The 25,409-nt window shown below is 56.8% G+C and carries 25 protein-coding genes; 18 read left to right on the top strand and 7 right to left on the bottom strand.

The window, feature by feature from the left end:
* Window positions 1-287 precede the first annotated feature (287 nt).
* From G6L28_RS13010 to G6L28_RS12995, 4 genes are all read left to right on the top strand, one after another.
* Entirely contained in the window at window positions 288-1,232 is a 945-nt protein-coding gene (locus G6L28_RS13010) for an ornithine cyclodeaminase family protein (protein WP_174064236.1), read from the top strand.
* A gap of 13 nt (window positions 1,233-1,245) precedes the next feature.
* Entirely contained in the window at window positions 1,246-3,723 is a 2,478-nt protein-coding gene (gene hrpB / locus G6L28_RS13005; protein ID WP_174064235.1) for an ATP-dependent helicase HrpB, read from the top strand.
* A gap of 13 nt (window positions 3,724-3,736) precedes the next feature.
* A complete protein-coding gene (locus G6L28_RS13000; RefSeq protein WP_174064234.1) occupies window positions 3,737-5,044 on the top strand; it encodes an ActS/PrrB/RegB family redox-sensitive histidine kinase in 1,308 nt (435 codons plus the stop codon).
* Between the two features lie 63 nt (window positions 5,045-5,107).
* Window positions 5,108-5,698: an ActR/PrrA/RegA family redox response regulator transcription factor gene (locus G6L28_RS12995; RefSeq protein ID WP_174064233.1), complete on the top strand. Its 591-nt coding sequence runs from the start codon at window positions 5,108-5,110 to the stop codon at window positions 5,696-5,698.
* A 14-nt stretch (window positions 5,699-5,712) separates the two neighbouring features.
* On the opposite strand, the gene G6L28_RS12990 is transcribed toward G6L28_RS12995, so the two are convergent.
* Window positions 5,713-6,198, bottom strand: a complete 486-nt coding sequence (locus G6L28_RS12990) for an MmcB family DNA repair protein (protein ID WP_174064232.1) — start codon at window positions 6,196-6,198, stop codon at window positions 5,713-5,715.
* Window positions 6,199-6,381: 183 nt separating this feature from the next.
* On the opposite strand from G6L28_RS12990, the gene G6L28_RS12985 reads away from it, so the two are divergent.
* Window positions 6,382-7,074, top strand: a complete 693-nt coding sequence (locus G6L28_RS12985) for a L,D-transpeptidase (protein WP_174064231.1) — start codon at window positions 6,382-6,384, stop codon at window positions 7,072-7,074.
* A 192-nt stretch (window positions 7,075-7,266) separates the two neighbouring features.
* On the opposite strand, the gene G6L28_RS12980 is transcribed toward G6L28_RS12985, so the two are convergent.
* The 4 genes from G6L28_RS12980 to hslV form a co-directional block, all read right to left on the bottom strand.
* A complete protein-coding gene (locus G6L28_RS12980) occupies window positions 7,267-9,435 on the bottom strand; it encodes a malate synthase G (protein ID WP_174064230.1) in 2,169 nt (722 codons plus the stop codon).
* A 118-nt stretch (window positions 9,436-9,553) separates the two neighbouring features.
* Window positions 9,554-10,507 (bottom strand): DUF1402 family protein, encoded by a 954-nt coding sequence (locus tag G6L28_RS12975; protein WP_174064229.1) that lies wholly within the window; start codon window positions 10,505-10,507, stop codon window positions 9,554-9,556.
* A 147-nt stretch (window positions 10,508-10,654) separates the two neighbouring features.
* Window positions 10,655-11,962, bottom strand: coding sequence for an ATP-dependent protease ATPase subunit HslU (gene hslU, locus G6L28_RS12970; RefSeq protein ID WP_174064228.1), 1,308 nt, complete (start codon window positions 11,960-11,962; stop codon window positions 10,655-10,657).
* Window positions 11,963-12,039: 77 nt separating this feature from the next.
* Window positions 12,040-12,564 carry an ATP-dependent protease subunit HslV gene (hslV, locus tag G6L28_RS12965; protein WP_174064227.1) on the bottom strand — a complete coding sequence of 175 codons (525 nt, stop codon included), beginning with the start codon at window positions 12,562-12,564 and terminating at the stop codon, window positions 12,040-12,042.
* Window positions 12,565-12,785: 221 nt separating this feature from the next.
* On the opposite strand from hslV, the gene hisB reads away from it, so the two are divergent.
* The 7 genes from hisB to coaA all read left to right on the top strand — a co-directional run bounded on the left by hisB (window position 12,786) and on the right by coaA (window position 17,438).
* Window positions 12,786-13,382, top strand: a complete 597-nt coding sequence (gene hisB, locus G6L28_RS12960) for an imidazoleglycerol-phosphate dehydratase HisB (protein ID WP_027673446.1) — start codon at window positions 12,786-12,788, stop codon at window positions 13,380-13,382.
* A gap of 72 nt (window positions 13,383-13,454) precedes the next feature.
* Complete coding sequence (locus tag G6L28_RS12955; RefSeq protein WP_174064226.1) at window positions 13,455-13,943, top strand: DUF2628 domain-containing protein; 489 nt, start codon at window positions 13,455-13,457, stop codon at window positions 13,941-13,943.
* Window position 13,944: 1 nt separating this feature from the next.
* Window positions 13,945-14,595 carry an imidazole glycerol phosphate synthase subunit HisH gene (hisH, locus tag G6L28_RS12950; RefSeq protein ID WP_174064225.1) on the top strand — a complete coding sequence of 217 codons (651 nt, stop codon included), beginning with the start codon at window positions 13,945-13,947 and terminating at the stop codon, window positions 14,593-14,595.
* A gap of 1 nt (window position 14,596) precedes the next feature.
* Complete coding sequence (gene hisA, locus G6L28_RS12945) at window positions 14,597-15,331, top strand: 1-(5-phosphoribosyl)-5-[(5-phosphoribosylamino)methylideneamino]imidazole-4-carboxamide isomerase (RefSeq protein ID WP_174064224.1); 735 nt, start codon at window positions 14,597-14,599, stop codon at window positions 15,329-15,331.
* Window positions 15,328-16,104, top strand: coding sequence for an imidazole glycerol phosphate synthase subunit HisF (gene hisF, locus G6L28_RS12940; RefSeq protein ID WP_174064223.1), 777 nt, complete (start codon window positions 15,328-15,330; stop codon window positions 16,102-16,104). Before hisA ends, hisF begins: the two co-directional genes overlap by 4 nt.
* 12 nt (window positions 16,105-16,116) lie before the next feature.
* Window positions 16,117-16,440: a phosphoribosyl-ATP diphosphatase gene (locus G6L28_RS12935; protein WP_174064222.1), complete on the top strand. Its 324-nt coding sequence runs from the start codon at window positions 16,117-16,119 to the stop codon at window positions 16,438-16,440.
* Between the two features lie 5 nt (window positions 16,441-16,445).
* Complete coding sequence (gene coaA / locus G6L28_RS12930) at window positions 16,446-17,438, top strand: type I pantothenate kinase (RefSeq protein WP_174064253.1); 993 nt, start codon at window positions 16,446-16,448, stop codon at window positions 17,436-17,438.
* A 32-nt stretch (window positions 17,439-17,470) separates the two neighbouring features.
* Here coaA and arfB read toward each other — a convergent pair whose 3' ends face one another.
* Together arfB and G6L28_RS12920 are read right to left on the bottom strand one after the other, a co-directional pair.
* Window positions 17,471-17,905, bottom strand: a complete 435-nt coding sequence (gene arfB, locus G6L28_RS12925; protein ID WP_174064221.1) for an alternative ribosome rescue aminoacyl-tRNA hydrolase ArfB — start codon at window positions 17,903-17,905, stop codon at window positions 17,471-17,473.
* Window positions 17,906-18,017: 112 nt separating this feature from the next.
* Window positions 18,018-19,628: a phosphoenolpyruvate carboxykinase gene (locus G6L28_RS12920; protein WP_174064220.1), complete on the bottom strand. Its 1,611-nt coding sequence runs from the start codon at window positions 19,626-19,628 to the stop codon at window positions 18,018-18,020.
* 339 nt (window positions 19,629-19,967) lie between these two features.
* Here G6L28_RS12920 and chvI point away from each other — a divergent pair, with 339 nt between their 5' ends.
* The 6 genes from chvI to ahcY all read left to right on the top strand — a co-directional run bounded on the left by chvI (window position 19,968) and on the right by ahcY (window position 25,326).
* A complete protein-coding gene (chvI, locus tag G6L28_RS12915) occupies window positions 19,968-20,693 on the top strand; it encodes a two-component system response regulator ChvI (RefSeq protein WP_202033612.1) in 726 nt (241 codons plus the stop codon).
* Window positions 20,694-20,739: 46 nt separating this feature from the next.
* Window positions 20,740-22,527, top strand: a complete 1,788-nt coding sequence (locus tag G6L28_RS12910) for a stimulus-sensing domain-containing protein (RefSeq protein ID WP_425292674.1) — start codon at window positions 20,740-20,742, stop codon at window positions 22,525-22,527.
* Window positions 22,517-22,981, top strand: a complete 465-nt coding sequence (locus G6L28_RS12905; protein WP_174064217.1) for an HPr kinase/phosphorylase — start codon at window positions 22,517-22,519, stop codon at window positions 22,979-22,981. The genes G6L28_RS12910 and G6L28_RS12905 overlap by 11 nt, the downstream gene beginning before the upstream one ends.
* A 125-nt stretch (window positions 22,982-23,106) precedes the next feature.
* Window positions 23,107-23,508 carry a PTS sugar transporter subunit IIA gene (locus G6L28_RS12900; protein ID WP_174064216.1) on the top strand — a complete coding sequence of 134 codons (402 nt, stop codon included), beginning with the start codon at window positions 23,107-23,109 and terminating at the stop codon, window positions 23,506-23,508.
* Between the two features lie 15 nt (window positions 23,509-23,523).
* The gene (locus G6L28_RS12895) at window positions 23,524-23,799 is read left to right on the top strand and encodes an HPr family phosphocarrier protein (protein ID WP_174064215.1); all 276 of its coding nucleotides are present in this window, start codon (window positions 23,524-23,526) and stop codon (window positions 23,797-23,799) included.
* A gap of 126 nt (window positions 23,800-23,925) precedes the next feature.
* Entirely contained in the window at window positions 23,926-25,326 is a 1,401-nt protein-coding gene (gene ahcY / locus G6L28_RS12890) for an adenosylhomocysteinase (RefSeq protein WP_174064214.1), read from the top strand.
* Window positions 25,327-25,409: the final 83 nt, after the last annotated feature.

The raw sequence follows: 25,409 nt of genomic DNA, 5'->3' as shown, positions 1-25,409 counted from the left end.
TATCGTGATTTCTTTAGAACGAGGAACTTCGTCGCCAGCAGCGCCGCCGCCCTCGTCAGTGAGCGGACTTATAAGGGAAGGCCTTGGACATAGTCAACACCAACAACAACAGAAATTACAGAAAAATCGGAAGTGTTTGATTTTATGGGATAATTTCGGTTTTTGACGGAATTGCCGTGGATTGAGGTATGAACTCTCACCGCCAAGCCGAGTTCTCTTGCCTCAGTCTTCTACAGAGCGTTCGATATTGATAGTCTCCCTCAGAAACAGTTAAAGGGAACATCGGAATGCTCGTGCTGAATATGGAAGATACGCGTAAGGCGCTTGCTTGGCCTTTGTTGATCGAAGCGTTGGAGTCGATGTTCAAGAGCGGTTGCGTAATGCCGGTACGGCATCACCATGACCTACAAGTACCGGGCGAGAACGACGCTACGTTATTGCTCATGCCCGCATGGGTGCCGGGCTCGTATATGGGCGTGAAGATGGTCTCGGTTTTTCCGGACAACAGCAAGCGTTCTCTGCCTGCGATTTTCGGCACCTATCTGCTATCCTCGGCAAAGACCGGAGAAATGCTGGCGGTAATAGATGGCGGGGAGCTTACTGCGCGCCGAACCGCGGCCGCTTCGGCGCTCGCTGCAAAATATCTTGCGCGACAGGACGCCTCCAGTTTGTTGGTGGTTGGAACCGGTCGTCTTTCATTAAACCTCATGCAAGCGCATGCCCAGGTTCGACCCATTACTCATTTTCACGTCTGGGGCAGAAATCCTTCATCGACAGCGACGACGGTGGAGGAGGCGCGGGCGCTTGGGCTTAACGCCCACGCAGCAATCAATCTGGAAGATGCTGCGCGAAACGCCGACATCATTTCCTGTGCGACGCTCTCCAATGATCCACTGATCAAGGGAGAATGGCTGAAACAGGGTGCGCATCTCGACCTCGTGGGCGCTTTCAAGCCAACGATGCGCGAGTGCGATGATGAAGCGGCAAAGCGGGCTACCATCTTTGTCGATACCTTCGATGGCGCACTAAAAGAGGGAGGTGACATTGTCCAGCCGCTTGAATCGGGCGCCATCGTCAGACGCGATATAGTGGCAGAGCTTGCGGATTTGGTCACGAAACGTCATGTGGGGCGCAGTGACGACAAGCAGATAACGCTCTTCAAGTCTGTTGGTGCTGCCTTGGAAGACCTCGCAGGCGCTATTCAGGCCTATGAAAGCGCAACTGCCAAATAAAACCGAGTGTGAGATGCCCGCGATAAACGGAAATTCCCTGCCGAAGCTTCCAGTAAGCGACGTGCTTGCCGACATCGGTAAGGCGTTGGCGAACGTGGGTAACGCCGTTCTCTCCGCACCGCCCGGCGCAGGCAAAACCACCCTTGTTCCTCTCTATTTGCTGGATCAGCCATGGCGTGGCGATGGGAAGATCATTCTGCTCGAGCCCCGGCGTCTCGCAGCGCGCGCAGCTGCCAGCCGCATGGCCTCTTTGCTGGGCGAAGCAGTTGGACAGACGGTTGGTTATCGGATGCGTCTGGACAATCGGATATCGTCTAGAACGCGTATCGAAGTGGTGACAGAGGGCGTTTTCGCCCGGATGGTTCTGGATGATCCCGAGCTAACCGGTATCTCGACCGTCATCTTCGATGAGTTTCATGAACGTTCGCTGGACGGGGATTTCGGCCTTGCGCTGGCGCTGGATGTACAGGCCGCGCTTCGCGACGATTTGCGACTTCTGGTTATGTCGGCGACCCTGGATATGGAGCGAATCACCGCATTGCTCGATGGTGCGCCAGCGGTCCGCAGTCTGGGCCGCAGTTTCCCCATCGATGTACGGTATGACGAAAGAGGCGGGCAAGAGCGCTTGGAGGATAAGGTTGCCCGCGCCATTATCGAAGCACACGCTTCCGAAACAGGATCCATTCTGGCCTTTCTGCCCGGTCAGGGCGAGATCACACGGACGATGGAGCGGCTGGAGGGTCGTTTCGGGCTAGAGACGAGGGTCATTCCGCTTTATGGCAATCTTTCCCAGAAAGAGCAGGATGCCGCGATCAAGCCCGCCGAACCCGGCACTCGCAAGATCGTGCTGGCCACGTCCATCGCCGAAACCTCGATCACCATCGATGGCGTTCGCGTCGTTATCGATAGCGGACTACAACGCCTTCCGGTATTCGAGCCCTCCACTGGCATTACCCGGCTTGAGACTGTTAAAGTGTCTCGAGCCTCTGCCGATCAGCGCGCAGGACGTGCGGGCAGGACGGAACCAGGCGTAGCGATCCGGCTGTGGCATGCGGGACAGACGGCCGCGCTGCCCGCCTTTACGCCGCCGCAGATTTTGGCAAGCGACCTTTCAGGTCTTGCGCTTGATCTTGCCCATTGGGGGGTAGCCGACACTTCTTCGCTTGCATTCGTCGATCAACCACCAAAGGCGGCACTGGATGAGGCACGGGCGCTTCTGACAAGTCTCGGCGCATTGGATGCAGCGGGAGGCATCACACCCCGCGGAAGGCAGATGCGGTCACTCGCTCTTCCCCCTCGGCTTTCGGCTATGGTAATTGCGGCCCAGGAGGGTGGATTCGATTGCGAGCAGGCGGCGCGGCTGGCCGTGGTTTTAACTGAACAGGGTCTGGGTGGAAACGACATCGATCTGGACGAGCGGTTGAGACGATTTAATAGTGAGCGGAGCGAACGTGCCGATGCGGCAAGAGGCTTGGCCAAGCGAATCGCATTGGCCGTTGCTTCAACCAGCCAAGGAAATGAAGTAGCAACCGCTGGTCAATTGCTGCTGCACGCCTACCCCGATCGAATTGCTTTCCAGCGCGGCGGACGTGGTCGCTACGTAATGGCGAACGGGCGCGGCGCGGAACTTGCCGAAACCGAAAGGCTGGCGGCTGAAAAAATGCTTGTGGTCGCCGATATTACCGGGCGGGCCGAAAAGCCGCGTATTCTCGCTGCCGCTTCTATGCGGCGCGACGATGTGGAAGCCTATTTTCCAGAAGCGATAACCAAGGAAGAGCAGCTCTTATTCGACAAAGGGAGCGGTCAGGTTCGAGCGCGCAGAGTGACACGAATCGGCGCTATCATTCTCGAAGAGACCCCGCTGGCAAAACCAACCGGAGAAAAGGCGGCACAGGCATTGGCAAACGGGTTGCGTGACTACGGTCTCGCACTCCTGCCTTTCTCGAAGGAAGCACGTCAACTTCGCCATCGTCTTGGCTTTCTGCATCGAATGCTCGGCGCGCCATGGCCAGATACGAGCGACGCGGCTCTGCTGGATCGGCTGGATGAGTGGTTCGTCCCCTTTCAGCATGATGTAAAAACGCTGCAGGATATTAAGGCAGGAAGCCTAATGGACGGTCTTCTGTCGCTGATACCTCATTCGGATCATAGAGAATTGTCGCGGCTTGTTCCCACGCATTTTTTGGCTCCTACAGGCCAGAACCATCCGATTGGTTATGATGGCGATGAGCCGACATTGACCATTCGAGTGCAGGAGCTATTCGGCCTTAAAGAACATCCAAGTGTGGCGGGCGGCAAATTGCCACTGCTTCTGGAATTGACCTCGCCCGCCCACAGGCCGATACAGACCACGAGGGATTTACCGGGCTTCTGGGCCGGTTCATGGAAGGATGTGCGGGCGGATATGCGCGGGCGCTACCCACGTCATCCATGGCCGGAAGAGCCCGCGACCGCTTTACCGACGAACCGCGCCAAGCCACGCGGAACATGAATGGAGATAGGGCATGGCAGTCCAGCCCGAAGAAAACGTGAGATTCGGTCGCGCCAGCCGCCAGATTCGATTGCAAACAATCGTATGGTTACGCTGGCTGGCGGTGGTCGGGCAGAGTGTCACGATCCTGATTGTCGCGTTTGGGCTAGAGTTCCCTCTGCCACTACTCACCTGCGCGGTGCTGATCGGTGCGCTTGCGGTCGCCAATATTTTTCTCTCGGCGCGTTTTCCCGCCACCTACCGTTTGGAGTCGTGGGAAGCGACACTGCTCCTCGCCTTCGATCTTCTGCAATTGACGGCCCTCATCTATATCACCGGCGGGCTTTCCAATCCCTTCGCGCCACTAATATGCGTTCAGGTCATCATTGCCTTTGCCTCACAACCACTGAAGCACTCGCTTATTCTTCTGGTGTTTGCAGTGTTCTGCGTTTCGGCGATTGCTTTTTCTCCCTTCCCCGTTCCGTGGTATCCCGGCGAGGAACTGCCGATACAGTTCATCATCCATATCGGCATCTGGTGTTCCATCGTGGCGACCATGCTGTTTGCCGCTTTCTATGCTTACCGGATTTCACACGAGGCCAATCAGCTCGCCGATGCGCTTGCTGCAACGGAACTTGTTCTGGAGCGAGAAAAGCACCTTTCTCAACTCGACGGTCTGGCGGCAGCGGCGGCGCATGAGCTTGGTACTCCGCTTGCCACCATCAGCGTCGTTGCCAAGGAAATGGAGCGGGAACTCGCAAAGGACGAGCGTTTCGGTGAAGACGTCGCGCTGCTGCGAAGCCAGAGCGAAAGATGCCGCGATATTCTGCGCCGTTTGACGTCGCTCTCCGCAGAGGGAGAGGAGCACCTGCGAAGGCTTCCCCTTTCCTCATTGATCGAAGAGGTGATGGCGCCACATCGCGAATTCGGCATCAAGATGCACGTGGTGGAGAAAAGCGGTCGGGCAAACGAGCCGATCGGCGCCAGAAACGCAGGCATTCTCTACGGCCTCGGAAACCTGATCGAAAACGCCGTCGATTATGCGACCGAGATGGTGACGGTGACGGTGGAACACGATCAGCAACAGGTGAAGGTCATTATCGAAGATGACGGGGAAGGCTACGCGCCGGATATTCTGGCAAGAATAGGCGACCCCTATGTCACCAAGCGTCAGAACGAAGACCGGGCCGGTGGTCTTGGGCTCGGTCTGTTCATCGCCAAGACGCTGCTGGAACGTTCTGGAGCGACACTGAATTTCGAAAACCGTGGACCACATGTCGCAGGGGCGAGGGTCACGGTCATCTGGCCACGCTTCATTATGGACGATAATAGAGGCCACTGACTTTACCCATGCCGTGCGCAAGGGATAAGGTCACTTCAAAACTTGCATGCTGGAGGCTCAAAAATGAGTGACGACGATCACAGCCAAAAGGCAAATGACACCACGGCGGGAAACGTCGATTTCATCGGTCCGGACAAGTCTCTGTTGATCGTGGATGATGATGGCCCGTTCCTGCGCAGGCTCGCACGTGCCATGGAGACGCGTGGCTTCTCTGTCGATACCGCCGAATCGGTCAGTGAAGGCATTGCAAAATCCAGAATAGCCCCGCCGAAATATGCCGTGGTCGATCTGCGGTTGGGCGATGGAAACGGGCTAGAGGTTATCGAAGCCATCCGCCAGCATCGTGACGACACGCAGATCGTTGTCCTGACGGGCTATGGCAATATCGCCACAGCGGTAACGGCGGTGAAACTCGGTGCACTCGACTATCTTGCCAAACCAGCCGATGCGGATGATGTGTTCAACGCGCTAACCCAGCGCGAGGGCGACCGGATGGATTTGCCGGAGAACCCAATGTCCGCTGACCGCGTGCGGTGGGAACACATTCAGCGCGTCTATGAAATGTGCGAGCGCAATGTTTCTGAAACTGCGAGGCGGCTCAACATGCATCGCCGTACCTTGCAGCGCATCCTCGCAAAGCGCGCACCCAAGTAGATAGAGCTAACCAGTCAATCCGAATCGCTGGTGCCTGTCGACCATTCAGCCATCATCAGGCGGCGGGCAGCGGTTCTTGAAAAATCGAGCATCAGCGACTTGCGCGCGGGCGGCGGCAGGCGATGTTCCGGCGCTTCGCGCAGCAGATGTGCGCCATAACCATCCGAAACGAACAGACCGCATTCTTCCGGGAAGATATCGAGTGGCACCCCGGCGTGGGTCGCGAAAAACAGACGGTCGCAATGCATCCTGTAATCAGGCCATTTGCGATCCACCCGGAAATCCTCGATGGAGGATTTGATTTCGATTATCCAGATTTCACCCTTTACCGACAGGCTGATCAGATCGGCGCGCCTGCCGCTTGAAAGCGGCAGTTCCGGCAAAACCGAATGGCGCATCTCGTTGAGCAAAACCTGAACGCCCCGGCGCACCAGCATCGCTTTTTCGGACTGCCGTCCGTCGATTAACGGATTGTTGTTGGTGATGGAAAGAATAGTCATGGATAACGCTGTGCAAATCTGAAGGAGAATTGTTGCAAAAAGACCATGAGGCCGCAATTTCGCGTGCGTATGGGTCTTGCTGCGGTGCGATGGCTTGCCAAGCCGAGATTAATCGAAAATAACCCGATTATTCAATATAGATTCATGCGTCGCTTATATAAGCGATTTTTCCGCGAGAACACTATGCGCATTCGCACTTCATTGACTGCCCTCGGCCTGTCGTCCCTACTTGCGCTGACGGGTTGCGCGTCCACGACCAAAGAAACCGCTTCTGCAGGCCCCACGCTTGCGTCTGCGCCGGTCGTGGTTGAAACGACCCAGATCTTCGGTGACGAAGTTTACGGCGCAACGTCGGACGCAGGTTATGCCCTGCCCGCCATTCCGATCAATCGCGTGGACAAGAAGTTTCATCGCCAGATCGTGAACTTCGAGACGCAGGAACGGGCGGGCACGGTGATCGTCAACACCCGTGAGCGTTTCCTCTATTACATACTGCCAGGCGGCAAGGCCGTGCGTTACGGTATCGGCGTCGGCAAGCAGGGCTTTGCATGGGCTGGTGAAGCCTATGTGGCATGGAAGCAGGAATGGCCGATGTGGCATCCGCCGAAGGAAATGGCCGTTCGCAAGCCAGAAATCTCCAAATATGTCGAGGCTGGTATGGGCCCTGGCCTTACCAACCCGCTCGGTGCTCGCGCCATGTACCTCTTCAACGAAAAGGGTCAGGACACACTGTTCCGTATTCACGGCTCGCCCGAGTGGAACTCCATCGGCACCGCCGCCTCTTCCGGCTGCATCCGCATGATCAATCAGGACGTGATCGATCTCTACAGCCGCATTCGTCCGGGCCGCAGCTCCAAGGTTATCGTGATCCAGTAAGGTCTCGCACACAGCACATAAAAAAGCCGCCGTGGATTTCCCGGCGGCTTTTTTCTTTGAAGGGCAGAACTTTTCTCTTTGACTTTTGCCTCGCCCATCTGAAGCGCGTCTGCGCGACGAGGAAAGCCACCAACCCAATGTCTCGGGCTGATGGCTTTAGGCTAAAGGCCGGAGATGACGGCCTAAATGTCATCAAGCTGCCTGCTTCGCCTTCAGTTCAAGGCGGCGGCGATGGAGGACTGGCTCGGTGTAACCATTCGGCTGCTCCCTCCCCTTCAGGACCAACTCGACGGCGGCTTGGAAAGCAACCGAATCCTCGAAGTGGCCTGCCATCGGCATATAGGCGGCATCTCCGGCATTCTGCTGATCCACGACTGCGGCCATGCGTTTCATGGTTTCGACGATCTGCTCCTCGGACACCACGCCGTGGCGCAGCCAGTTGGCCATGTGCTGGGCGGAAATGCGCAAGGTAGCGCGGTCTTCCATCAGGCCGATATTGTTGATGTCAGGAACCTTGGAGCAACCGACGCCCTGATCGACCCAGCGAACGACGTAACCGAGAATGCCTTGGGCATTGTTATCGAGTTCCCGCTGGATGTCTTCCGCCGACCAGTTCGGGCGCACGGCAACCGGAACCGAGAGGATATCGGCAAGCTTGGCGCGTCCACGGCTTTTGAGGCCTTCCTGAACATGGGACACGTCCACCTTGTGGTAATGCGTGGCGTGCAAAGTTGCCGCCGTTGGCGATGGCACCCAAGCCGTGTTTGCACCAGCCTTCGGATGCGCGATCTTCTGGTCCAGCATCGCCGCCATCAGATCCGGCATGGCCCACATGCCCTTTCCGATCTGCGCGTGGCCGGAAAGACCACATTCCAGACCGATATCGACGTTCCAGTTTTCGTATGCCGCAATCCAAGCGGCCTGCTTCATGTCACCCTTGCGGATCATCGGACCCGCTTCCATCGACGTATGGATCTCGTCGCCGGTGCGGTCGAGGAAGCCGGTGTTGATGAAGACGACGCGGTCCTTGGCGGCGCGGATGCATTCCTTCAGATTGACCGTCGTGCGGCGCTCCTCATCCATGATGCCCATTTTCATGGTGTTGGGCTGCATTCCGACCAGCGCTTCGACGCGCGTGAAGATCTCGGCAGCAAAGGCCACCTCTTCCGGGCCATGCATCTTCGGCTTGACCACATACATGGAGCCTGCGCGCGAATTCTGATGGCGGCCATTCGGGCCGACATCGTAAAGCGCGATCGAGCCGGTGATGATCGCATCCATGATGCCTTCGGGGACTTCCGCGCCATCACGATCCAGAATAGCCGGATTCGTCATGAGGTGGCCGACATTGCGCACCAGCATCAGCGAGCGACCGGGAAGCGTCAGCGCCGAACCATCGGGCGCCGCGTAATTACGATCAGGGTTCAGGCTACGGGTAAAGCTTTTTCCGCCCTTGGACACCTCTTCCGTCAAATCGCCCCGCATGAGGCCAAGCCAGTTGCGATAGACGACGATCTTGTCTTCCGCATCGACCGCTGCGACCGAATCTTCGCAATCCATGATCGTTGTCAGAGCTGATTCGAGGATGACATCGGAAATGCCAGCTGCATCGCTCTTGCCGATGGCGGTCGTTGGGTCGATGACAACCTCGATATGAATGCCATTTTTCTTCAGAAGAATAGCGGATGGCTCAGAAGCCTCACCGTTAAAGCCTGCGAACTGACCCGCATCATTCAAGCCAACAGCGCCGCCATCGACATCCAGCTGCAAGACACCGTCAACGACCTTGATGCCGCGAACGTCAGACCAGCTTCCTTTGAAAAGCGTCGCAGATCCATCGAGGAACGAGCGAGCCCAGGCGATAACCTTCTCGCCGCGCTTAGGATTGTACTCCCTGCCCTTTTCTGCACCGTCCTCTTCGGAAACGGCATCGGTGCCATAAAGCGCATCATAGAGCGAACCCCAGCGCGCATTGGCGGCGTTGAGGGCGTAGCGGGCATTCATGACGGGAACGACGAGCTGCGGGCCTGCAAGCTCGGCAATCTCGGGGTCGACATTCTGCGTGTTGACCCGGAAAGCGGCACCTTCGGGCACGATATAGCCGATGTCACGAAGGAAGGTCTCGTAGGCCGCAAGGTCTGATGGTGCGCCATTTTCGCGGTACCAGCTATCGAGCTTTTCCTGAAAAGCATCGCGCTTTTCCAGTAACTGCTTGTTCTTGGGTGCGAGATCGTGAACGATTTGGGAAAAGCCGCTGAAGAAGGCGTCCGCATTCAGCCCGGTCTCCGGCAGAACCTCGTCCTTCAGAAAATGAAAAAGCGCGTCGTCAAACGAAAGTCCGTGGTTCTCGATGCGGCTCACCTGATGTCTCCCTATGGGTGTTTGCATAGAGTGACCAGTGAACGGCCCCTTCGTCAACCGCAGAGGCGCATCAAAGATTTTTTCCATAATGGAAATAATCGATACAGACCTGTTCCGATTAAAGAAGCTTCTGCAACTCCGGCAGCTTCTCGTTCACCCACCAGCCATAGTAGTTTTCTTCCGGCAAGACATTGCCGCCACTCTGGCGGTTTTTCTGTGCAAGAGCTGCAGCGCGTTGACCGGAACCACCAAGATTATAGAGCGTAGAGGTCAGGCCTGGATTTTTCGAAATATCCATAGCGGCAATCGACTTGTAGTCATCGATCGACTTGCGGATGGCAGCGGCCATGAAGGCGAGCGAGCGATCCGGGTCCATGATCGAATTATAAACGCCGGCGGCATCGTTTTCATCCAGCTTCTCATAGCCGGAAACGCGTGACACTGTGTCCGACAGCATTAGGGCCGTCAGCGGATTGATCTGGCCGAGCCCGAAGGTCTGGCCCGCATAGAATGGCTGGAAGAAAACTGCGCTGAAGCGATTGTCGGGATAGCTGACGCCATCAACCTTTTTACCCCGGAAGCTCGCGTCCCAGACATCTTCCCGGCAATTCCACAGGCTGTAAGAATCACTCCTGGATTGGCATTTGGCGAATTGCGAATGGGTTAGAAACTGCGCAATAGATTCGTCCTTGTAGCCGAAGCGGAAGCTGTTTCCAGCATAGGATGCGGCCTTAACGTAGTAGGATTGCAGCCGGTCATAAGCATCGACATTGTAAGTATGCTCACCGACGATGGCGCCGATCATGTGAATGGGATCGATGCCATAGCGCCCAGCCGTGGACTTGATTTTCGCGATCAGCTGCTTGTCGCTGGAAAGAAGATCATAGACCTTCTGGTACTTCCGCTCGAATGTGGAGTTGGAACCCTTCGTGCGACGGGCCGATGCGCCCGGTACGCCGGGTTGCTCCGCATTCCGGTTTCCGGGTGGAACGACGGTTGCTGCCTCCGCAAAGGATTGCGAGACGGTGCCAAAGGCCAGAACAGCGGCCAATGCCAGAAGAGTTTTACGCACGAGCGGATGCCTTTTCCTTGCCGGTTCAGACCGGAATAATCCACAGGATCGACTTTCAGCACTTCCTTAACGAAAAGCGGTGGCAGATGTCGAGACAAGGCAAGTAAAATAAGAGTGCGGCAAGATTTGCCGCACTCGACATTATTTTTAGAGAATGTAACGCGACAGGTCCGTGTCGGCAGCGATATCGCCCACATGTTCGCGAACATAATCCTGATCGATCTTGACAGAGGAGCCGCCACGATCCGGCGCATGGAACGAAATCTCGTCCAGAACTCGCTCCATCACCGTCTGCAAACGACGCGCGCCGATGTTTTCGACCGACGAGTTCAGGTGAACCGCAACATCCGCCAGCGCATCGATGGCGTCATCGGTGAATTCGAGGTTCAGTTCTTCCGTCGCCATAAGGGCGATATACTGGCGAATGAGGCTCGCTTCCGTTTCGGTCAGAATGCGGCGGAAGTCTTCCTTGGTCAGCGGCTTCAGCTCGACGCGGATCGGCAGACGACCCTGAAGTTCCGGCAGCAGATCAGATGGCTTGGCGACATGGAACGCGCCGGAGGCGATGAACAGGATATGGTCCGTCTTTACCGGGCCATACTTGGTCGAAACCGTCGTGCCTTCCACCAGCGGCAGCAAGTCGCGCTGCACGCCTTCACGGGAAACACCCGCACCCATGCCGCCATCACGGGCGGCGATCTTGTCGATCTCGTCAAGGAAGACGATGCCGTCATTTTCGACCGACTTCACCGCTTCGCGCTGGATCAGCTCATTGTCCAGCAGCTTGTCTGATTCATCGCGGATGAGATCGGCGTAGGATTTCTCGACGGTCGTGCGGACCTTTTTGGTGCGCCCGCCCATGGCCTTGCCGAACATTTCCGACAGGTTCAGAACGCCGATATTGGCGCCGGGCATGCCCGGAATTTCGAAGCCCGGCATGCCGGAGCCTGTATCGGCAACTTCGATATCGATTTCCTTCTTGTCCAACTCACCGTCCCGCAGCTTCTTGCGGAAGTTTTCACGGGTAGCAGGCGAAGACGTTTGGCCCACCAGTGCATCCAGAACGCGCTCTTCGGCGCTGGCGTGGGCCTTTGCCTGAACATCGGCGCGCATCTTTTCACGCACGAGGCCGATACCGATTTCCACGAGGTCGCGGATGATCTGTTCGACATCGCGACCGACATAACCGACTTCGGTAAATTTCGTGGCTTCCACCTTGATGAACGGTGCACCAGCGAGCTTTGCCAGGCGGCGGGATATCTCGGTTTTACCGACACCGGTCGGGCCGATCATCAGAATGTTCTTCGGCATCACCTCGTCACGCAGGCTCTCGTCCAGCTGCTGACGACGCCAGCGGTTACGAAGGGCAATAGCGACCGCGCGTTTCGCATCATGCTGACCGATAATGTAACGGTCGAGTTCCGAGACGATTTCCCGGGGAGAAAAAGTGGTCATTTCGATCCTTTCGGCTTCCTGTTGCGGCCAGCCTTCGCAGGCCTGGCCCGCAGGAACCATTGTTCTGCACAGCTGGATTATTCAGCGTCCAGCGTTTCGATCACGAGATTATGGTTGGTATAGACGCAGATGTCGGCGGCGATATCGAGCGCTTGGCGGGCGACTTCTTCCGCAGACTTTTCCGAATCCATCAGTGCACGGGCAGCAGCGAAGGCGTAATTGCCGCCGGAACCGATGGCGATTGCGCCATGCTCAGGCTCCAGAACATCGCCATTGCCGGTAATCGCCAGCGTGATGGACTTGTCGGCCACCAGCATCATGGCTTCGAGATTGCGCAGATATTTGTCAGTGCGCCAATCCTTGGCAAGCTCGACGGCGGCGCGCATCAGCTGACCGGGATATTGCTCAAGCTTTTTTTCGAGACGGTCGAGAAGGGTGAAGGCATCGGCGGTCGCGCCTGCAAATCCAGCGATCACCTCGCCTTTGCCGATGCGGCGAACCTTGCGGGCATTGCCCTTCATCACGGTCTGGCCGAGGCTGACCTGTCCGTCGCCAGCCACGACGACCTTTCCGCCCTTACGCACAGTAATAATGGTTGTCATCAAACACCTGTCTGCCCTGTCGGGCCTTCCATATGATTGTCTTGCGAGCCTCAAGTGCTGCTCTCTTCGCAATCTATGTAAGTCCGGTTTTGGCGATTGCAATCTCATCGGCCCGACGCCACCACGGGTCACATTCAAGACGATGGCAAGGTGATGGAATGACTGGATATTTGTAAGGGGTGCTGATAAGGAACGGCGATATTTTCCAAGGAGCAGCCGCAATGGCAGAGCGCACAGCCGAGATTTCCCGCAAGACCAACGAGACCTCCGTCTCGGTGCGCGTGAATATCGACGGAACGGGTACGGCAAAGATCTCGACGGGTGTCGGTTTCTTCGACCATATGCTGGACCAGCTGAGCCGCCATTCCCTCATCGACATGGAGATCGATGTGAAGGGCGACCTTCATATCGATGATCACCACACCGTCGAGGACACCGGCATTGCCATCGGCCAGGCCATCGCCAAGGCTCTTGGCGACCGCAAGGGCATTACCCGTTACGCCTCGCTCGATCTTGCCATGGACGAGACGATGACGAAGGCTGCCGTCGATATCTCCGGTCGTCCGTTCCTCGTCTGGAACGTCAATTTCTCCGCGCCAAAGATCGGCACCTTCGATACCGAACTGGTGCGTGAATTCTTTCAGGCGCTGGCGCAGAATGCAGGCATTACCCTGCATATTCTCAACCATTATGGCGCGAACAACCATCATATCGCCGAGACATGCTTCAAGGCGGTTGCCCGCGTGCTGCGCAGCGCCACCGAAATCGACCCCCGGCAGGCAGGCCGCATTCCTTCGACGAAGGGCATGCTGGCCTGATCTGGATGCAATAGTTGGAGCAAGGGGGATGTTAAATCTCCTGCCCTGCTCCTGATGTCGTCAGGAACGCCAATGATATCTTATCTGGTTTTTGAAGCACCGGGCGGCCCTGACAGGGATCACCGCACCACGCGGTTCATTCCGGACAGGTTTTCCTGCCTGGCGCTGTTTTTTCCCTGGCTCTGGTTCGCAATCCATCGAGTCTGGTGGGTAGCAATCGCAATCGTCGTTCTGCAGGTCGCTGCCGGGCAGGTGTCCCGGCTGGAAGGCTTTGGCGTTACGGGTTTGCTCATGGCAGTCGCGATTGGACTGATAGCCGGATTCGAAGGGCGCAATATTTTGCAGAAAAGCCTGACGGCCAAAGGCTGGACCTTGAAGGACGTGGTCGTCGCGCCCAGCTTATCGGCAGCGGAAGAGATGTATTTCTCCAACCTCTCGACAAGCGAACAGCCGAATACTCTGGTCCCTCAGCCCGAGTGGAAGACGCGGGCCACCACGGGTGGTTTCATGACGAACGATCCGGCTGGCTCGTTCCAATTCGATTTGAATGGAAGGCGCTGACATGCGTGTGGCAATTATCGACTATGGCTCCGGCAACCTGCGCTCCGCCACCAAGGCGTTCGAGCGTGCGGCACGTGAAGCCGGTATCGATGCGACGATCGATTTAACCGACAAGCCCGAGCGCGTTGCCTCCGCAGACCGCATCGTTCTGCCGGGTGTCGGCGCTTATGCCGATTGCCGCGCCGGTCTCAGCGCCGTCGATGGCATGCATGAGGCGCTGCTGGATGTGGTGGAAAATAGGGCTCATCCTTTCCTCGGCATCTGCGTCGGCATGCAGCTGATGTCGTCGCGCGGGCTTGAAAAGACCACTAGCGAAGGCCTCGGCTGGATCGAAGGCGATGTCGTTGAGATGACGCCTTCCGACCCTGCCCTCAAAATTCCGCAGATCGGCTGGAATACGCTGGAGCTGCGCCACCCTCACCCGCTCTTCGATGGCATCAAGACCGGTGCCGACGGCCTGCACGCCTATTTCGTCCATTCCTATCATCTGGCGGCAAAGCACGCTCAAGACGTCATCGCCACCACCAGTTATGGCGGCGCGATGACGGCTTTCGTCGGTCGCGACAACAAGGCTGGCGCTCAGTTCCACCCGGAAAAGAGCCAGACGCTCGGCCTCGCCCTCATTTCGAATTTCCTGCGCTGGAAGCCCTGACATGATTCTTTTTCCCGCAATCGACCTCAAAGAGGGCCAGTGCGTTCGCCTGAAACTTGGCGATATGGACCAGCCCACCGTCTACAACACCGATCCCGGCGCGCAGGCCAAAGCCTTTGAAGATCAGGGTTTCGAGTGGCTGCATGTGGTGGATCTGAACGGTGCCTTCGCAGGCCAGACGGTCAATGGCGACGCAGTCGGTGCCATTTTGAAATCCACCAAGAACCCGGTGCAATTGGGTGGCGGCATTCGCACGCTGGATCACATCGAAGCGTGGCTGAGCCGTGGTCTTGCCCGCGTTATTCTCGGCACCGTTGCCGTGCGTGATCCGGTTCTGGTTCTGGAAGCGTGCAAGCGCTTCCCCGGACAGGTCGCCGTCGGCATCGATGCCAAGGGTGGCAAGGTTGCGGTGGAAGGCTGGGCGGAGGCGTCCGAACTCGGCGTTATCGAGTTGGCCAAGCGCTTCGAAGGTGCAGGCGTTGCCGCGATCATCTACACGGATATCGACCGCGACGGCATTCTGGCCGGTATCAACTGGTCGTCCACGCTCGAGCTTGCCGAAGCGGTTTCGATCCCCGTCATCGCCTCCGGTGGCCTTGCCTCCATTGATGACATCAAGCGCATGCTGGAACCGGATGCGGCCAAGCTGGAAGGCGCGATTTCCGGTCGCGCGCTCTATGATGGCCGGATCGATCCGGCTGAGGCACTGGCACTGATCAAGGGAGCGCGCGCATGACGCTGAAAGCCCGAATCATCCCTTGCCTTGATGTGAAAGACGGTCGCGTCGTCAAGGGCGTGAATTTCGTTGACCTGATCGATGCAGGCGATCCCGTTGAGGCGGCCAAAGCCTATGACGCTGCCGGTGCCGATGAGCTTTGCTTTCTCGATATCACCGCGTCTTCCGACAATCGTGACACGATTTTCGATGTGGTTGCCCGCACAGCTGATCACTGCTTCATGCCGGTGACGGTTGGTGGTGGCGTGCGTGCCGTTTCCGATATCCGTAAGCTGCTGCTTTGTGGTGCCGACAAGGTTTCGATCAATTCGGCAGCTGTGAAAGACCCGGATTTCGTGGCGCAGGCTGCTGACAAGTTCGGCAACCAGTGCATCGTCGTTTCCATCGATGCAAAGAAGGTGTCCGGTGCGGGCGAAGCGGATCGCTGGGAAATCTTCACCCATGGCGGTCGTCAGTCCACTGGCATCGATGCGGTGGAATTCGCCGTGAAGATGGTCGAGCGTGGGGCGGGCGAACTGCTCATCACCTCGATGGATCGGGATGGCACCAAGAGCGGTTACGATATCGCCCTGACCCGCACCATCGCCGATCAGGTTCGCGTTCCCGTCATCGCCTCCGGCGGTGTCGGCACGCTGGATGATCTGGTGGCGGGCGTGAAGGACGGTCATGCGACAGCCGTTCTTGCCGCCTCCATCTTCCACTTCGGCACCTATTCCATCGGCGAAGCCAAGGCCTATATGGCCGGTCACGGCATTCCCATGCGGCTCGATTAAAGGATAAAGACCATGAGCGGGTTTTCCCTTTCCGATCTCGAACGCATCGTCGCCGAACGCGCCAGCGCCTCGCCTGACAACTCCTGGACTGCCAAGCTTTTTGCCGCGGGCCAAAGCAAGGCAGCCAAGAAGCTTGGCGAAGAGGCCGTTGAAACCGTCATCGCGGCTGTTACCAATGACCGCAAAAACCTGACCGATGAGGCGGCGGACCTGCTGTACCATCTCCTCGTGGTTCTCAAGATCGCCGACATTCCCCTGACCGAGGTTTTTGCCGAACTGGAGCGCCGCACGGGCCAGTCAGGAATTCAGGAAAAAGCATCAAGGCCCCAGACATGACGACAATGGCACGCACGGGGGGACAAGGCATGCCAAGTACGCTCGATCATTTCCGGCCAGATGAATATTCGCCCTACCACTTCTTTAGTTCTGAGGAATGGTCGAAGTTTCGCGCCGATACGCCGCTGACACTCTCATCCGACGAGGTCAAACGCCTTCGTTCGCTGGACGACCCAATCGATCTCGATGAGGTCCGGCGGATTTATCTCTCACTCTCACGCCTGCTCTCCTCCCACGTGGAAGCCTCACAGCTGTTGTTCAACCAGCGCAACCGCTTCCTCAACATGGCAGACGTGAACAAGACTCCCTTCGTCATCGGCATTGCCGGTTCGGTCGCCGTCGGGAAATCCACCACGGCGCGTATTCTGAAAGAGCTTCTGGCGCGCTGGCCCTCGAGCCCCAAGGTCGATCTCATCACCACGGACGGTTTTCTCTACCCGAACGATGTTCTGCGGCGCGAGAACCTGATGGATCGCAAGGGCTTTCCCGAAAGCTACGATATCGGTGCCTTGCTACGCTTCCTCTCCGCCATCAAGGCCGGACAGCCGGATGTTCAGGCGCCGCGTTACTCGCACCTCGTTTATGACGTGCTACCGAGCGAATTCACCACCATCGACAGGCCCGATATTCTAATCTTCGAAGGCATCAATGTACTTCAGGCGCGTAATCTGCCAGCCGGGGGGCGGATCGTGCCAATCGTGTCGGATTTCTTTGACTTCTCCATCTATATCGATGCTGACGAGAAGATCATTCACAACTGGTATGTGAACCGCTTCATGAACCTGCGGAACACTGCGTTCCGCGACCCCTCCTCCTACTTCAATCGTTATGCGTCGATTTCAGAAGCGGCTGCGCTGGCTATTGCAGAAGGACTTTGGGAAAACATCAACCTGAAGAACCTGCGTGAAAACATCGTGCCGACAAGGCCACGCGCGGACCTCATTCTCCGCAAGGGCGAAAACCATCTGATCGACATGGTGGCGCTGAGAAAGCTGTAGGCGTTACGTGGGCTTGTCTGAGCCCAAGATGGCTAATCGGAACCGGGCTTGCCGCGCATCTTCTTGATGTCGGAGCGACCGGATTTTGCTTTAAGCCGCCTCTCAACCGAACCCTTCGTCGGCTTCGTCGCTTTACGCGGCGGCGGTGGTGGCTCGGCTGCTTTCAGGATCAGCTCTTTCAGTCTCTCCCGCGCGTCTTCGCGGTTTCGCTCCTGCGTGCGAAACTGATTGGCCTCGATCATCAGAACACCCTCTTTCGAGACGCGCCTGCCGCCGAGTTTGATAAGATTGGTCTTGATGCGATCCGATAGGGCTGGAGAGTCCATCACGCTGAAGAACAGCTGCACCGCCGTCGAAACCTTGTTGACATTCTGCCCACCCGGCCCGCCAGCCAGCACGAATTGCTCCGTCAGTTCCCATCCGGCAATCGTAATTCTGCTGCTGATATAAAGAGGGGCGCTGGCCATGTCGTTCTCCGGCAGGCGTGATGCCACATCATGCGCCAAATGAAAACCGCCCCTTCAAATGAAAAACCCGGCACGAAGCCGGGTTTCACGTAAATCCAATATTGGAGTTCTCTTATTCGGCAGCGGCCAGCAGGCCTGGGGCCGCATCGCGCACGGTGCTGTCGACATGATCTTCGAACTTGGTGAAGTTCGTAACGAACATGGAAACCAGCTTTTTCGCCTGCGCGTCGTAGGCTGCGCCATCGGCCCAGGTCGAACGCGGGTCGAGGATGCTGTTGTCGATACCGTCAAGTGATGTCGGAACCGCGAAACCGAAGTTGGCATCGGTGCGGAAATCGGCATTCTTGAGTTCGCCGGTCAGAGCCGCTGTCAGCAAAGCGCGGGTCGCCTTGATCGGCATGCGCTTGCCGATGCCGTATGCACCGCCCGTCCAGCCGGTGTTGACCAGCCAGCAATCGACATTGTGCTTGGCGATCAGGTCCCGCAGCAAATTGCCGTATTCCGTGGGGTGGCGCGGCATGAAGGGTGCGCCGAAGCAGGTGGAGAAGGTTGCTTCCGGCTCGGTCACGCCCTTTTCGGTGCCGGCAACCTTTGCCGTGTAACCGGAGAGGAAGTGGTACATGGCCTGTTCAGGCGTCAGACGGGCGATCGGAGGCAGGACGCCGAAAGCATCAGCCGTCAGCATGATGATGGTCTTCGGATGACCGGCAATGCCGGTTTCCGATGCATTCGGAATGAAGTGCAGTGGATAGGCGCTGCGCGTATTTTCCGTCAGCGAGTTGTCGTTGAAATCCGGCACGCGATTTTCATCGAGAACGACGTTTTCCAGAACCGTGCCGAAACGACGGGTCGCGGCATAAATCTCAGGCTCAGCTTCCGCCGAAAGCTTGATTGCCTTCGCGTAGCAGCCGCCTTCGAAGTTGAAGATACCGTCTTCGCCCCAGCCATGCTCGTCATCGCCGATCAGCGTGCGGGCAGGATCCGCCGAAAGCGTGGTCTTGCCAGTGCCGGAGAGGCCGAAGAAGACAGCCGCATCGCCAGCCGGGCCAACATTGGCCGAGCAGTGCATCGGCATCACGCCCTTGGCAGGCAGCAGGTAGTTCAGAACGGTGAAGACGGACTTCTTGTTTTCACCGGCGTAAGATGTGCCGCCGATCAGGACGAGACCCTTGGTCAGGTCGCAGGCAATCACGGTTTCCGTACGGCAGCCGTGGCGGGCCGGATCGGCCTTGAAGCTTGGCAGATTGATGATCGTCAGCTTCTGGCTGAAGTTGGTAAGCGTCTCGCGCGCCGGGCGGATCAGAAGGTTGCGAATGAACAGGCCGTGCCAGGCAAGCTCAGTCACAACACGGGTCGGAAGAGCGTTCTCTTCGTCCGCGCCGCCGATCAAATCCTGAACGTACAGCGTCTTGCCGGCTGCGTGCGCCAGCATGTCCTTGTGCAGGATTTCGAAATGCTCGGGCGAAAGCGGCTTGTTATTGTCCCACCAGATCTTGTCTTCGGTGTTGCCATCGCGAACGACGAACTTGTCCTTGGGCGAACGGCCCGTGTGCTGGCCAGTGACTGCGCGAAGTGCACCATCCACCGTCACATCTGCTTCGCCGTTGCGGATCGCTGCTTCGTACAACTCAGCCTCGATGAGGTTGTAATGCACAAAAGCTGCCTCGCCCAGACCGAGTTCAGACACTCCATTTTCAGGATTGTGTACTCCGAGTTCCTTCATGGCGCGCTCCCTTTTCTAAAGACAAAGCCGTTGAAATTTTCAAGGAAGCTAAGCGGTCGTTTAAAAAATAGCAAGGCGCAAAACTAAATAATTCAATAATTTCAATATATTAATCGATTTAAAAGATTTTATTCCATTTTAAATCGGTTTAGTTCCCCTTGGCGCACATGGTTCCGCTCCACGCGGAGAAAATACTCCCAAAGTCCATGTGCGAATTGCCACTTGGCCTTTGCCACAATTTGTTCCAGCTTTATACTCATGAGAAAGGCTCACGGCGCACGACCTTGGCTGGGGTGGATGTCGGGAGTAAAAAATATAATGACGATGGAGACCAATTTCATGCAGACAATTGCGCTAGTGGACGATGACCGAAATATTTTGACTTCGGTATCGATCGCGCTCGAAGCGGAAGGCTACAAGGTCGAAACGTACACCGATGGAGCTTCCGCGCTCGATGGATTGATCGCGCGCCCGCCACAGCTTGCGATCTTCGATATCAAGATGCCCCGAATGGACGGGATGGAACTGCTGCGCCGTCTTCGCCAGAAATCGGATCTTCCCGTGATCTTTCTCACCTCCAAGGATGAGGAAATCGACGAACTGTTCGGCCTTAAGATGGGCGCGGACGACTTCATAACAAAGCCTTTTTCCCAAAGACTGCTGGTCGAACGCGTGAAAGCCATCCTTCGCCGTGCCAGCAGCCGCGATGCAGCCGTTCCAGGTGCAAGCCCTCTGAAACCTTCTGCGGATCAGCAGGCGCGCACGCTCGAACGCGGTCAGTTGGCCATGGATCAGGAGCGTCATACCTGCACATGGAAGGGCGAGCCGGTAACTCTGACGGTCACGGAATTCCTCATCCTGCACTCGCTTGCTCAGCGTCCGGGTGTCGTCAAAAGCCGTGATGCGCTGATGGATGCCGCTTACGATGAGCAGGTCTACGTGGACGACCGCACTATCGACAGCCACATCAAACGTCTTCGCAAAAAGTTCAAACTGGTCGATAATGACTTCGACATGATTGAAACGCTCTATGGTGTGGGTTATCGCTTCCGCGAAGCGGCGTAAGCCAAATCAGTGACGCCGCAAAACGTGGCGCTGAGGAACGCAATTGTTGAACAAGGCGCAGGATAGCGTATCGGATACTTCCGATGCCGACGAACGTGAAAGCGGGCGGCGGCACCGGATTCATCCCTTGACGATCATCCGGCGCATCTTCGGTAATGCGGTGTTTTCCAGTCTCACGCGGCGCATCCTGTTCTTCAACGTGGCGGCCACCGTCGTTCTCGTGGGCGGTATTCTCTACCTCAACCAGTTCCGCGAAGGCCTGATCGACGCTCGAGTCGAGAGTCTGCTTACCCAGGGCGAAATCATCGCCGGTGCGATCTCTGCCTCGGCGTCGGTTGATACCAACTCGATCACCATCAACCCGGAAAAGCTGCTTGAACTTCAGGCCGGGCAAAGCATCACCCCTCTGCCGAACGATGAGGACCTGAGCTTTCCGATCAATCCAGAGCGGGTGGCTCCGGTTCTAAGACGCTTGATTTCGCCTACACGCACCCGCGCCCGCTTGTTCGATGCCGATGCGAATATGCTGCTGGACTCACGCCACCTCTATTCGCGCGGTCAGGTGCTCCGGTACGACCTGCCACCTGTCACGCCTGAAACGCAGACATGGGGCGAATGGGTCGCGAGCGTGTTCAACCGCATGCTGCAACCCAGCAGCCTCCCACTTTATAAAGAGACACCAGGGGGCGATGGCTCCATCTATCCCGAGGTGATGAACGCGCTGACCGGCGTGCGGGGCGCAGTCGTGCGTGTGACTGAAAAGGGCGAGCTGATCGTCTCCGTTGCCGTGCCGGTGCAACGTTTCCGCGCTGTGCTTGGCGTTCTTCTTCTTTCAACGCAGGCAGGTGATATCGACAAGATCGTTCACGCCGAACGCCTTGCCATCATGCGCGTGTTCGGCATCGCGACACTCGTCAATATCGTGCTATCGCTGCTCCTGTCCTCCACCATCGCGACACCTTTGCGTCGCCTCTCGGCCGCGGCCATACGTGTCCGTCGGGGTGCGAAAGCGCGAGAGGAAATCCCTGATTTTTCCGCCCGCCAGGACGAGATCGGCAACCTTTCAATCGCATTGCGCGAGATGACCAACGCGCTTTATGACCGCATCGATGCCATCGAGAGCTTCGCAGCGGATGTAAGCCATGAACTCAAGAACCCGCTGACCTCACTGCGTAGCGCCGTCGAGACACTACCTCGAGCAAAAACAGAGGAATCCAAGCAGCGTCTGACGGAGATCATTTTCCACGATGTGCGCCGTCTTGATCGTTTGATTAGTGATATTTCGGATGCGTCGCGTCTGGATGCGGAACTTGCCCGCGCAGATTCTTCACCGGTAGACCTCGAAATGCTCCTTAGCGGTCTCGTCGAGATTTCCCGCCAGATCGGTGCGAAGAAGAAAAGCGTTACGATCGACTATGTTGCTGACCAAAAGCCCGGCGCCAAGACCAGCTATGTCGTGACAGGTCACGATCTTCGCCTTGGCCAGATTGTGACCAATCTCATCGAAAACGCTCGTTCTTTCGTATCGCAGGACGGTGGACGCATCTTCGTTCATCTTCTGCGTCAGAAAGATCGCTGCCTCGTTCGTGTCGAAGACAACGGTCCAGGCATTCAGGCTGAAGACATCGACCGTATTTTCGAACGCTTCTACACAGACCGCCCGGCCAGCGAAGGCTTTGGCCAGAACTCTGGCCTTGGTCTGTCGATCAGCCGACAGATCGCGGAAGCCCATGGTGGAACGCTTAGGGCAGAAAACCTAATCGACAAGTATGGCGTGATTTCCGGTGCCCGGTTCACCCTATCGCTTCCGGCAGCACACGCGCATGAGCGCTGATCGCGTCAACTTCCACGGCACAGCGATCATCATTGGCGAAACGGGTCTTTTGTTCGTTGGCCCTTCCGGTAGCGGCAAGAGCGAACTCGCTTTCAGCTTTCTAACGGAAGGTGAACGTTGCGGTCTACGATCGGCCCTCATTGCCGACGACCAGGTTTTCATTTCACTGCTTGATGAAAAAATCCTTGCTGAGAGACCAGATTCTATTTCAGGGATGATCGAGCTTAGAGGAAGCGGCATCGTGTCCATGAAAAGTGTTCCATCGGCTATTCTTCATTATGCGATTACGCCAACACTTCATGCGAGCAGCCCGCGTCTCCCACCGGATGAGGAATGGCTGGAGCTACCGTTTGGCCAGAGACTGCCATTGATAAGAATCCCGCTTTCCAGCATCACACCCTATGGAAAATTTGCTGCACTTGCGAAAAATCTCTTTCGAGCAAAGGAAATGTGAACGAAATTACGGCATTTTGGGGCTTGCGCTTCGTCTTTTCCTCATCAAGATGCGACCCCACCGATAGACAGGATTGCGGCGTTGCGATAGTCGGCAATCATTATGCGTGTGCAAGGGAGCATTTCATGATCGGACTGGTGCTTGTCACCCATGGCAAGCTGGCTGAGGAGTTTAAACATGCGGTAGAGCATGTTGTCGGCCCCCAGAAATTGATCGAGACGGTTTGTATCGGTCCCGAAGATGACATGGATCAGCGCCGACAGGACATTCTCGACGCCGTAACGCGTGCCAATGACGGAAACGGCGTGATTATTCTGACCGATATGTTCGGTGGAACGCCATCCAATTTGGCAATCTCCGTCATGAGTTCCGGCAGCGTAGAAGTTATCGCTGGCGTTAATCTACCGATGCTGATCAAACTTGCGGGCATCCGCACCGAAGATAACATGGAGAAGGCCTTGCAGGAGGCCTCGGATGCTGGCAGGAAATATATCAACGTCGCCAGCCGCGTTCTTAGCGGCAAATAAAAAGAAGACCATCCGATGTCGCCTCTTTCGCGGGAACTGCTGATCGTCAACAAACGCGGCCTCCATGCCCGTGCCTCCGCAAAATTCGTGCAAATGGTTGAAGGCTTCGATGCCTCTATCTCCGTCTCCAAAGATGGCATGACCGTCGGTGGCACCTCTATCATGGGGCTGATGATGCTGGCGGCAAGTCCCGGCTGCACCGTTCTGGTGGAGGCGAGCGGCAATCAGGCTGAAGAAGCATTGTCCGCGTTGGAAGCGCTCGTTGCGGACCGCTTCGGCGAAGAACATTAATAACGATCATATAAAGACATAAAGACTTCTTTATATCATTATTGCCAGATTGCCCTCATCCTGCTAAACCGCAACCTGAATTTTCAGGCAGCGGTGCGCCCTGCCTTATCAAAGCAGGAGCTATTTATGAGCGTTGAGAAAGACTACGTCGTCGCCGACATCAACCTTGCTGCCTATGGCCGCAAGGAACTCGACATCGCCGAAACTGAAATGCCGGGCCTTATGTCCTGCCGCTCCGAATTCGGCACAAGCAAGCCGCTCAAGGGTGCACGCATCTCCGGTTCGCTTCATATGACGATCCAGACCGCTGTTCTGATCGAAACCCTCAAAGAACTCGGCGCCGACATTCGCTGGGCATCTTGCAACATCTTCTCTACGCAGGACCACGCCGCTGCCGCTATCGCTGCGGCCGGTATCCCTGTCTTCGCGGTTAAGGGTGAGAGCCTGACGGAATATTGGGAATATACCGACAAGATCTTTCAGTGGACCGACGGCGGCGTCTCCAACATGATCCTCGACGATGGCGGCGATGCGACCATGTACATCCTGCTTGGCGCACGCGCTGAAGCCGGTGAAGACGTTCTCTCCAACCCCGGCTCGGAAGAAGAAGAAATCCTCGTCGCGCAGATCAAGAAGCGCCTTGCTGCTTCCCCCGGCTGGTTCACAAAGCAGCGCGATGCCATCAAGGGCGTTACCGAAGAAACCACCACAGGCGTTCATCGCCTCTACGACCTCAGCAAGAAGGGTCTTCTCCCCTTCCCGGCCATCAACGTCAACGACAGCGTCACCAAGTCGAAGTTCGACAACAAATATGGCTGCAAGGAATCGCTGGTCGACGGTATCCGTCGCGCCACCGACGTGATGATGGCTGGCAAGGTTGCCGTCGTCTGCGGTTATGGCGATGTGGGCAAGGGTTCTGCAGCTTCGCTTCAGGGTGCTGGCGCACGCGTCAAGGTTACCGAAATCGACCCGATCTGCGCGCTTCAGGCTGCCATGGATGGTTTTGAAGTCGTTCGTCTGGAAGATGTCGTCGCGTCCGCCGACATCTTCATCACCACCACCGGCAATAAAGACGTCATCCGCATCGAGCATATGCGCGAGATGAAGGACATGGCGATCGTCGGCAACATCGGCCATTTCGATAACGAAATTCAGGTCGCTGCGCTGAAGAACCTCAAGTGGACCAACATCAAGCCACAGGTCGACATGATCGAGTTTGCCAAGGGCAACCGCATGATCCTGTTGTCTGAAGGCCGCCTGCTCAACCTCGGCAACGCCACCGGTCACCCATCCTTCGTGATGTCAGCCTCCTTCACCAACCAGGTTCTCGGCCAGATCGAGCTTTACACCAAGCAGGGCGAGTACAAGAACGACGTTTACGTACTGCCGAAACACCTCGACGAGAAGGTTGCACGCCTCCACCTTGAGAAACTCGGCGTGAAGCTGACAGAACTTTCCGATGTTCAGGCAGATTATATCGGCGTCGACAAGCAGGGTCCGTTCAAGGCTGAACACTACAGATATTGATATTATAGTTAATATCCACACTTAAAGCACTAGATATAGGCATCGCGGACTTGACAAAGTCCGCGATTTCTTTTTGGGCGCTG

Origin of the sequence: Agrobacterium larrymoorei (assembly GCF_013322225.1) — a bacterium.
GTDB classification, from domain to species: domain Bacteria; phylum Pseudomonadota; class Alphaproteobacteria; order Rhizobiales; family Rhizobiaceae; genus Agrobacterium; species Agrobacterium larrymoorei_A.
The sequence above is the reverse complement of the archived record's forward strand: the minus strand, read 5'-3'. Positions and strand labels throughout refer to the sequence as shown.

What these genes read in the sequence shown, in the direction of transcription:
- G6L28_RS13010 (WP_174064236.1), top strand. Translation starts at nt 288, where the DNA reads ATGCTCGTGCTGAATATGGAAGATACGCGTAAGGCGCTTGCTTGGCCT.
- hrpB (WP_174064235.1), top strand. Translation starts at nt 1,246, where the DNA reads ATGCCCGCGATAAACGGAAATTCCCTGCCGAAGCTTCCAGTAAGCGAC.
- G6L28_RS13000 (WP_174064234.1), top strand. Translation starts at nt 3,737, where the DNA reads ATGGCAGTCCAGCCCGAAGAAAACGTGAGATTCGGTCGCGCCAGCCGC.
- G6L28_RS12995 (WP_174064233.1), top strand. Translation starts at nt 5,108, where the DNA reads ATGAGTGACGACGATCACAGCCAAAAGGCAAATGACACCACGGCGGGA.
- G6L28_RS12990 (WP_174064232.1), bottom strand. Translation starts at nt 6,198, where the DNA reads ATGACTATTCTTTCCATCACCAACAACAATCCGTTAATCGACGGACGG.
- G6L28_RS12985 (WP_174064231.1), top strand. Translation starts at nt 6,382, where the DNA reads ATGCGCATTCGCACTTCATTGACTGCCCTCGGCCTGTCGTCCCTACTT.
- hslU (WP_174064228.1), bottom strand. Translation starts at nt 11,962, where the DNA reads ATGACCACTTTTTCTCCCCGGGAAATCGTCTCGGAACTCGACCGTTAC.
- hslV (WP_174064227.1), bottom strand. Translation starts at nt 12,564, where the DNA reads ATGACAACCATTATTACTGTGCGTAAGGGCGGAAAGGTCGTCGTGGCT.
- hisB (WP_027673446.1), top strand. Translation starts at nt 12,786, where the DNA reads ATGGCAGAGCGCACAGCCGAGATTTCCCGCAAGACCAACGAGACCTCC.
- G6L28_RS12955 (WP_174064226.1), top strand. Translation starts at nt 13,455, where the DNA reads ATGATATCTTATCTGGTTTTTGAAGCACCGGGCGGCCCTGACAGGGAT.
- hisH (WP_174064225.1), top strand. Translation starts at nt 13,945, where the DNA reads ATGCGTGTGGCAATTATCGACTATGGCTCCGGCAACCTGCGCTCCGCC.
- hisA (WP_174064224.1), top strand. Translation starts at nt 14,597, where the DNA reads ATGATTCTTTTTCCCGCAATCGACCTCAAAGAGGGCCAGTGCGTTCGC.
- hisF (WP_174064223.1), top strand. Translation starts at nt 15,328, where the DNA reads ATGACGCTGAAAGCCCGAATCATCCCTTGCCTTGATGTGAAAGACGGT.
- G6L28_RS12935 (WP_174064222.1), top strand. Translation starts at nt 16,117, where the DNA reads ATGAGCGGGTTTTCCCTTTCCGATCTCGAACGCATCGTCGCCGAACGC.
- coaA (WP_174064253.1), top strand. Translation starts at nt 16,446, where the DNA reads ATGGCACGCACGGGGGGACAAGGCATGCCAAGTACGCTCGATCATTTC.
- arfB (WP_174064221.1), bottom strand. Translation starts at nt 17,905, where the DNA reads ATGGCCAGCGCCCCTCTTTATATCAGCAGCAGAATTACGATTGCCGGA.
- G6L28_RS12920 (WP_174064220.1), bottom strand. Translation starts at nt 19,628, where the DNA reads ATGAAGGAACTCGGAGTACACAATCCTGAAAATGGAGTGTCTGAACTC.
- chvI (WP_202033612.1), top strand. Translation starts at nt 19,968, where the DNA reads ATGCAGACAATTGCGCTAGTGGACGATGACCGAAATATTTTGACTTCG.
- G6L28_RS12905 (WP_174064217.1), top strand. Translation starts at nt 22,517, where the DNA reads ATGAGCGCTGATCGCGTCAACTTCCACGGCACAGCGATCATCATTGGC.
- G6L28_RS12900 (WP_174064216.1), top strand. Translation starts at nt 23,107, where the DNA reads ATGATCGGACTGGTGCTTGTCACCCATGGCAAGCTGGCTGAGGAGTTT.
- G6L28_RS12895 (WP_174064215.1), top strand. Translation starts at nt 23,524, where the DNA reads ATGTCGCCTCTTTCGCGGGAACTGCTGATCGTCAACAAACGCGGCCTC.
- ahcY (WP_174064214.1), top strand. Translation starts at nt 23,926, where the DNA reads ATGAGCGTTGAGAAAGACTACGTCGTCGCCGACATCAACCTTGCTGCC.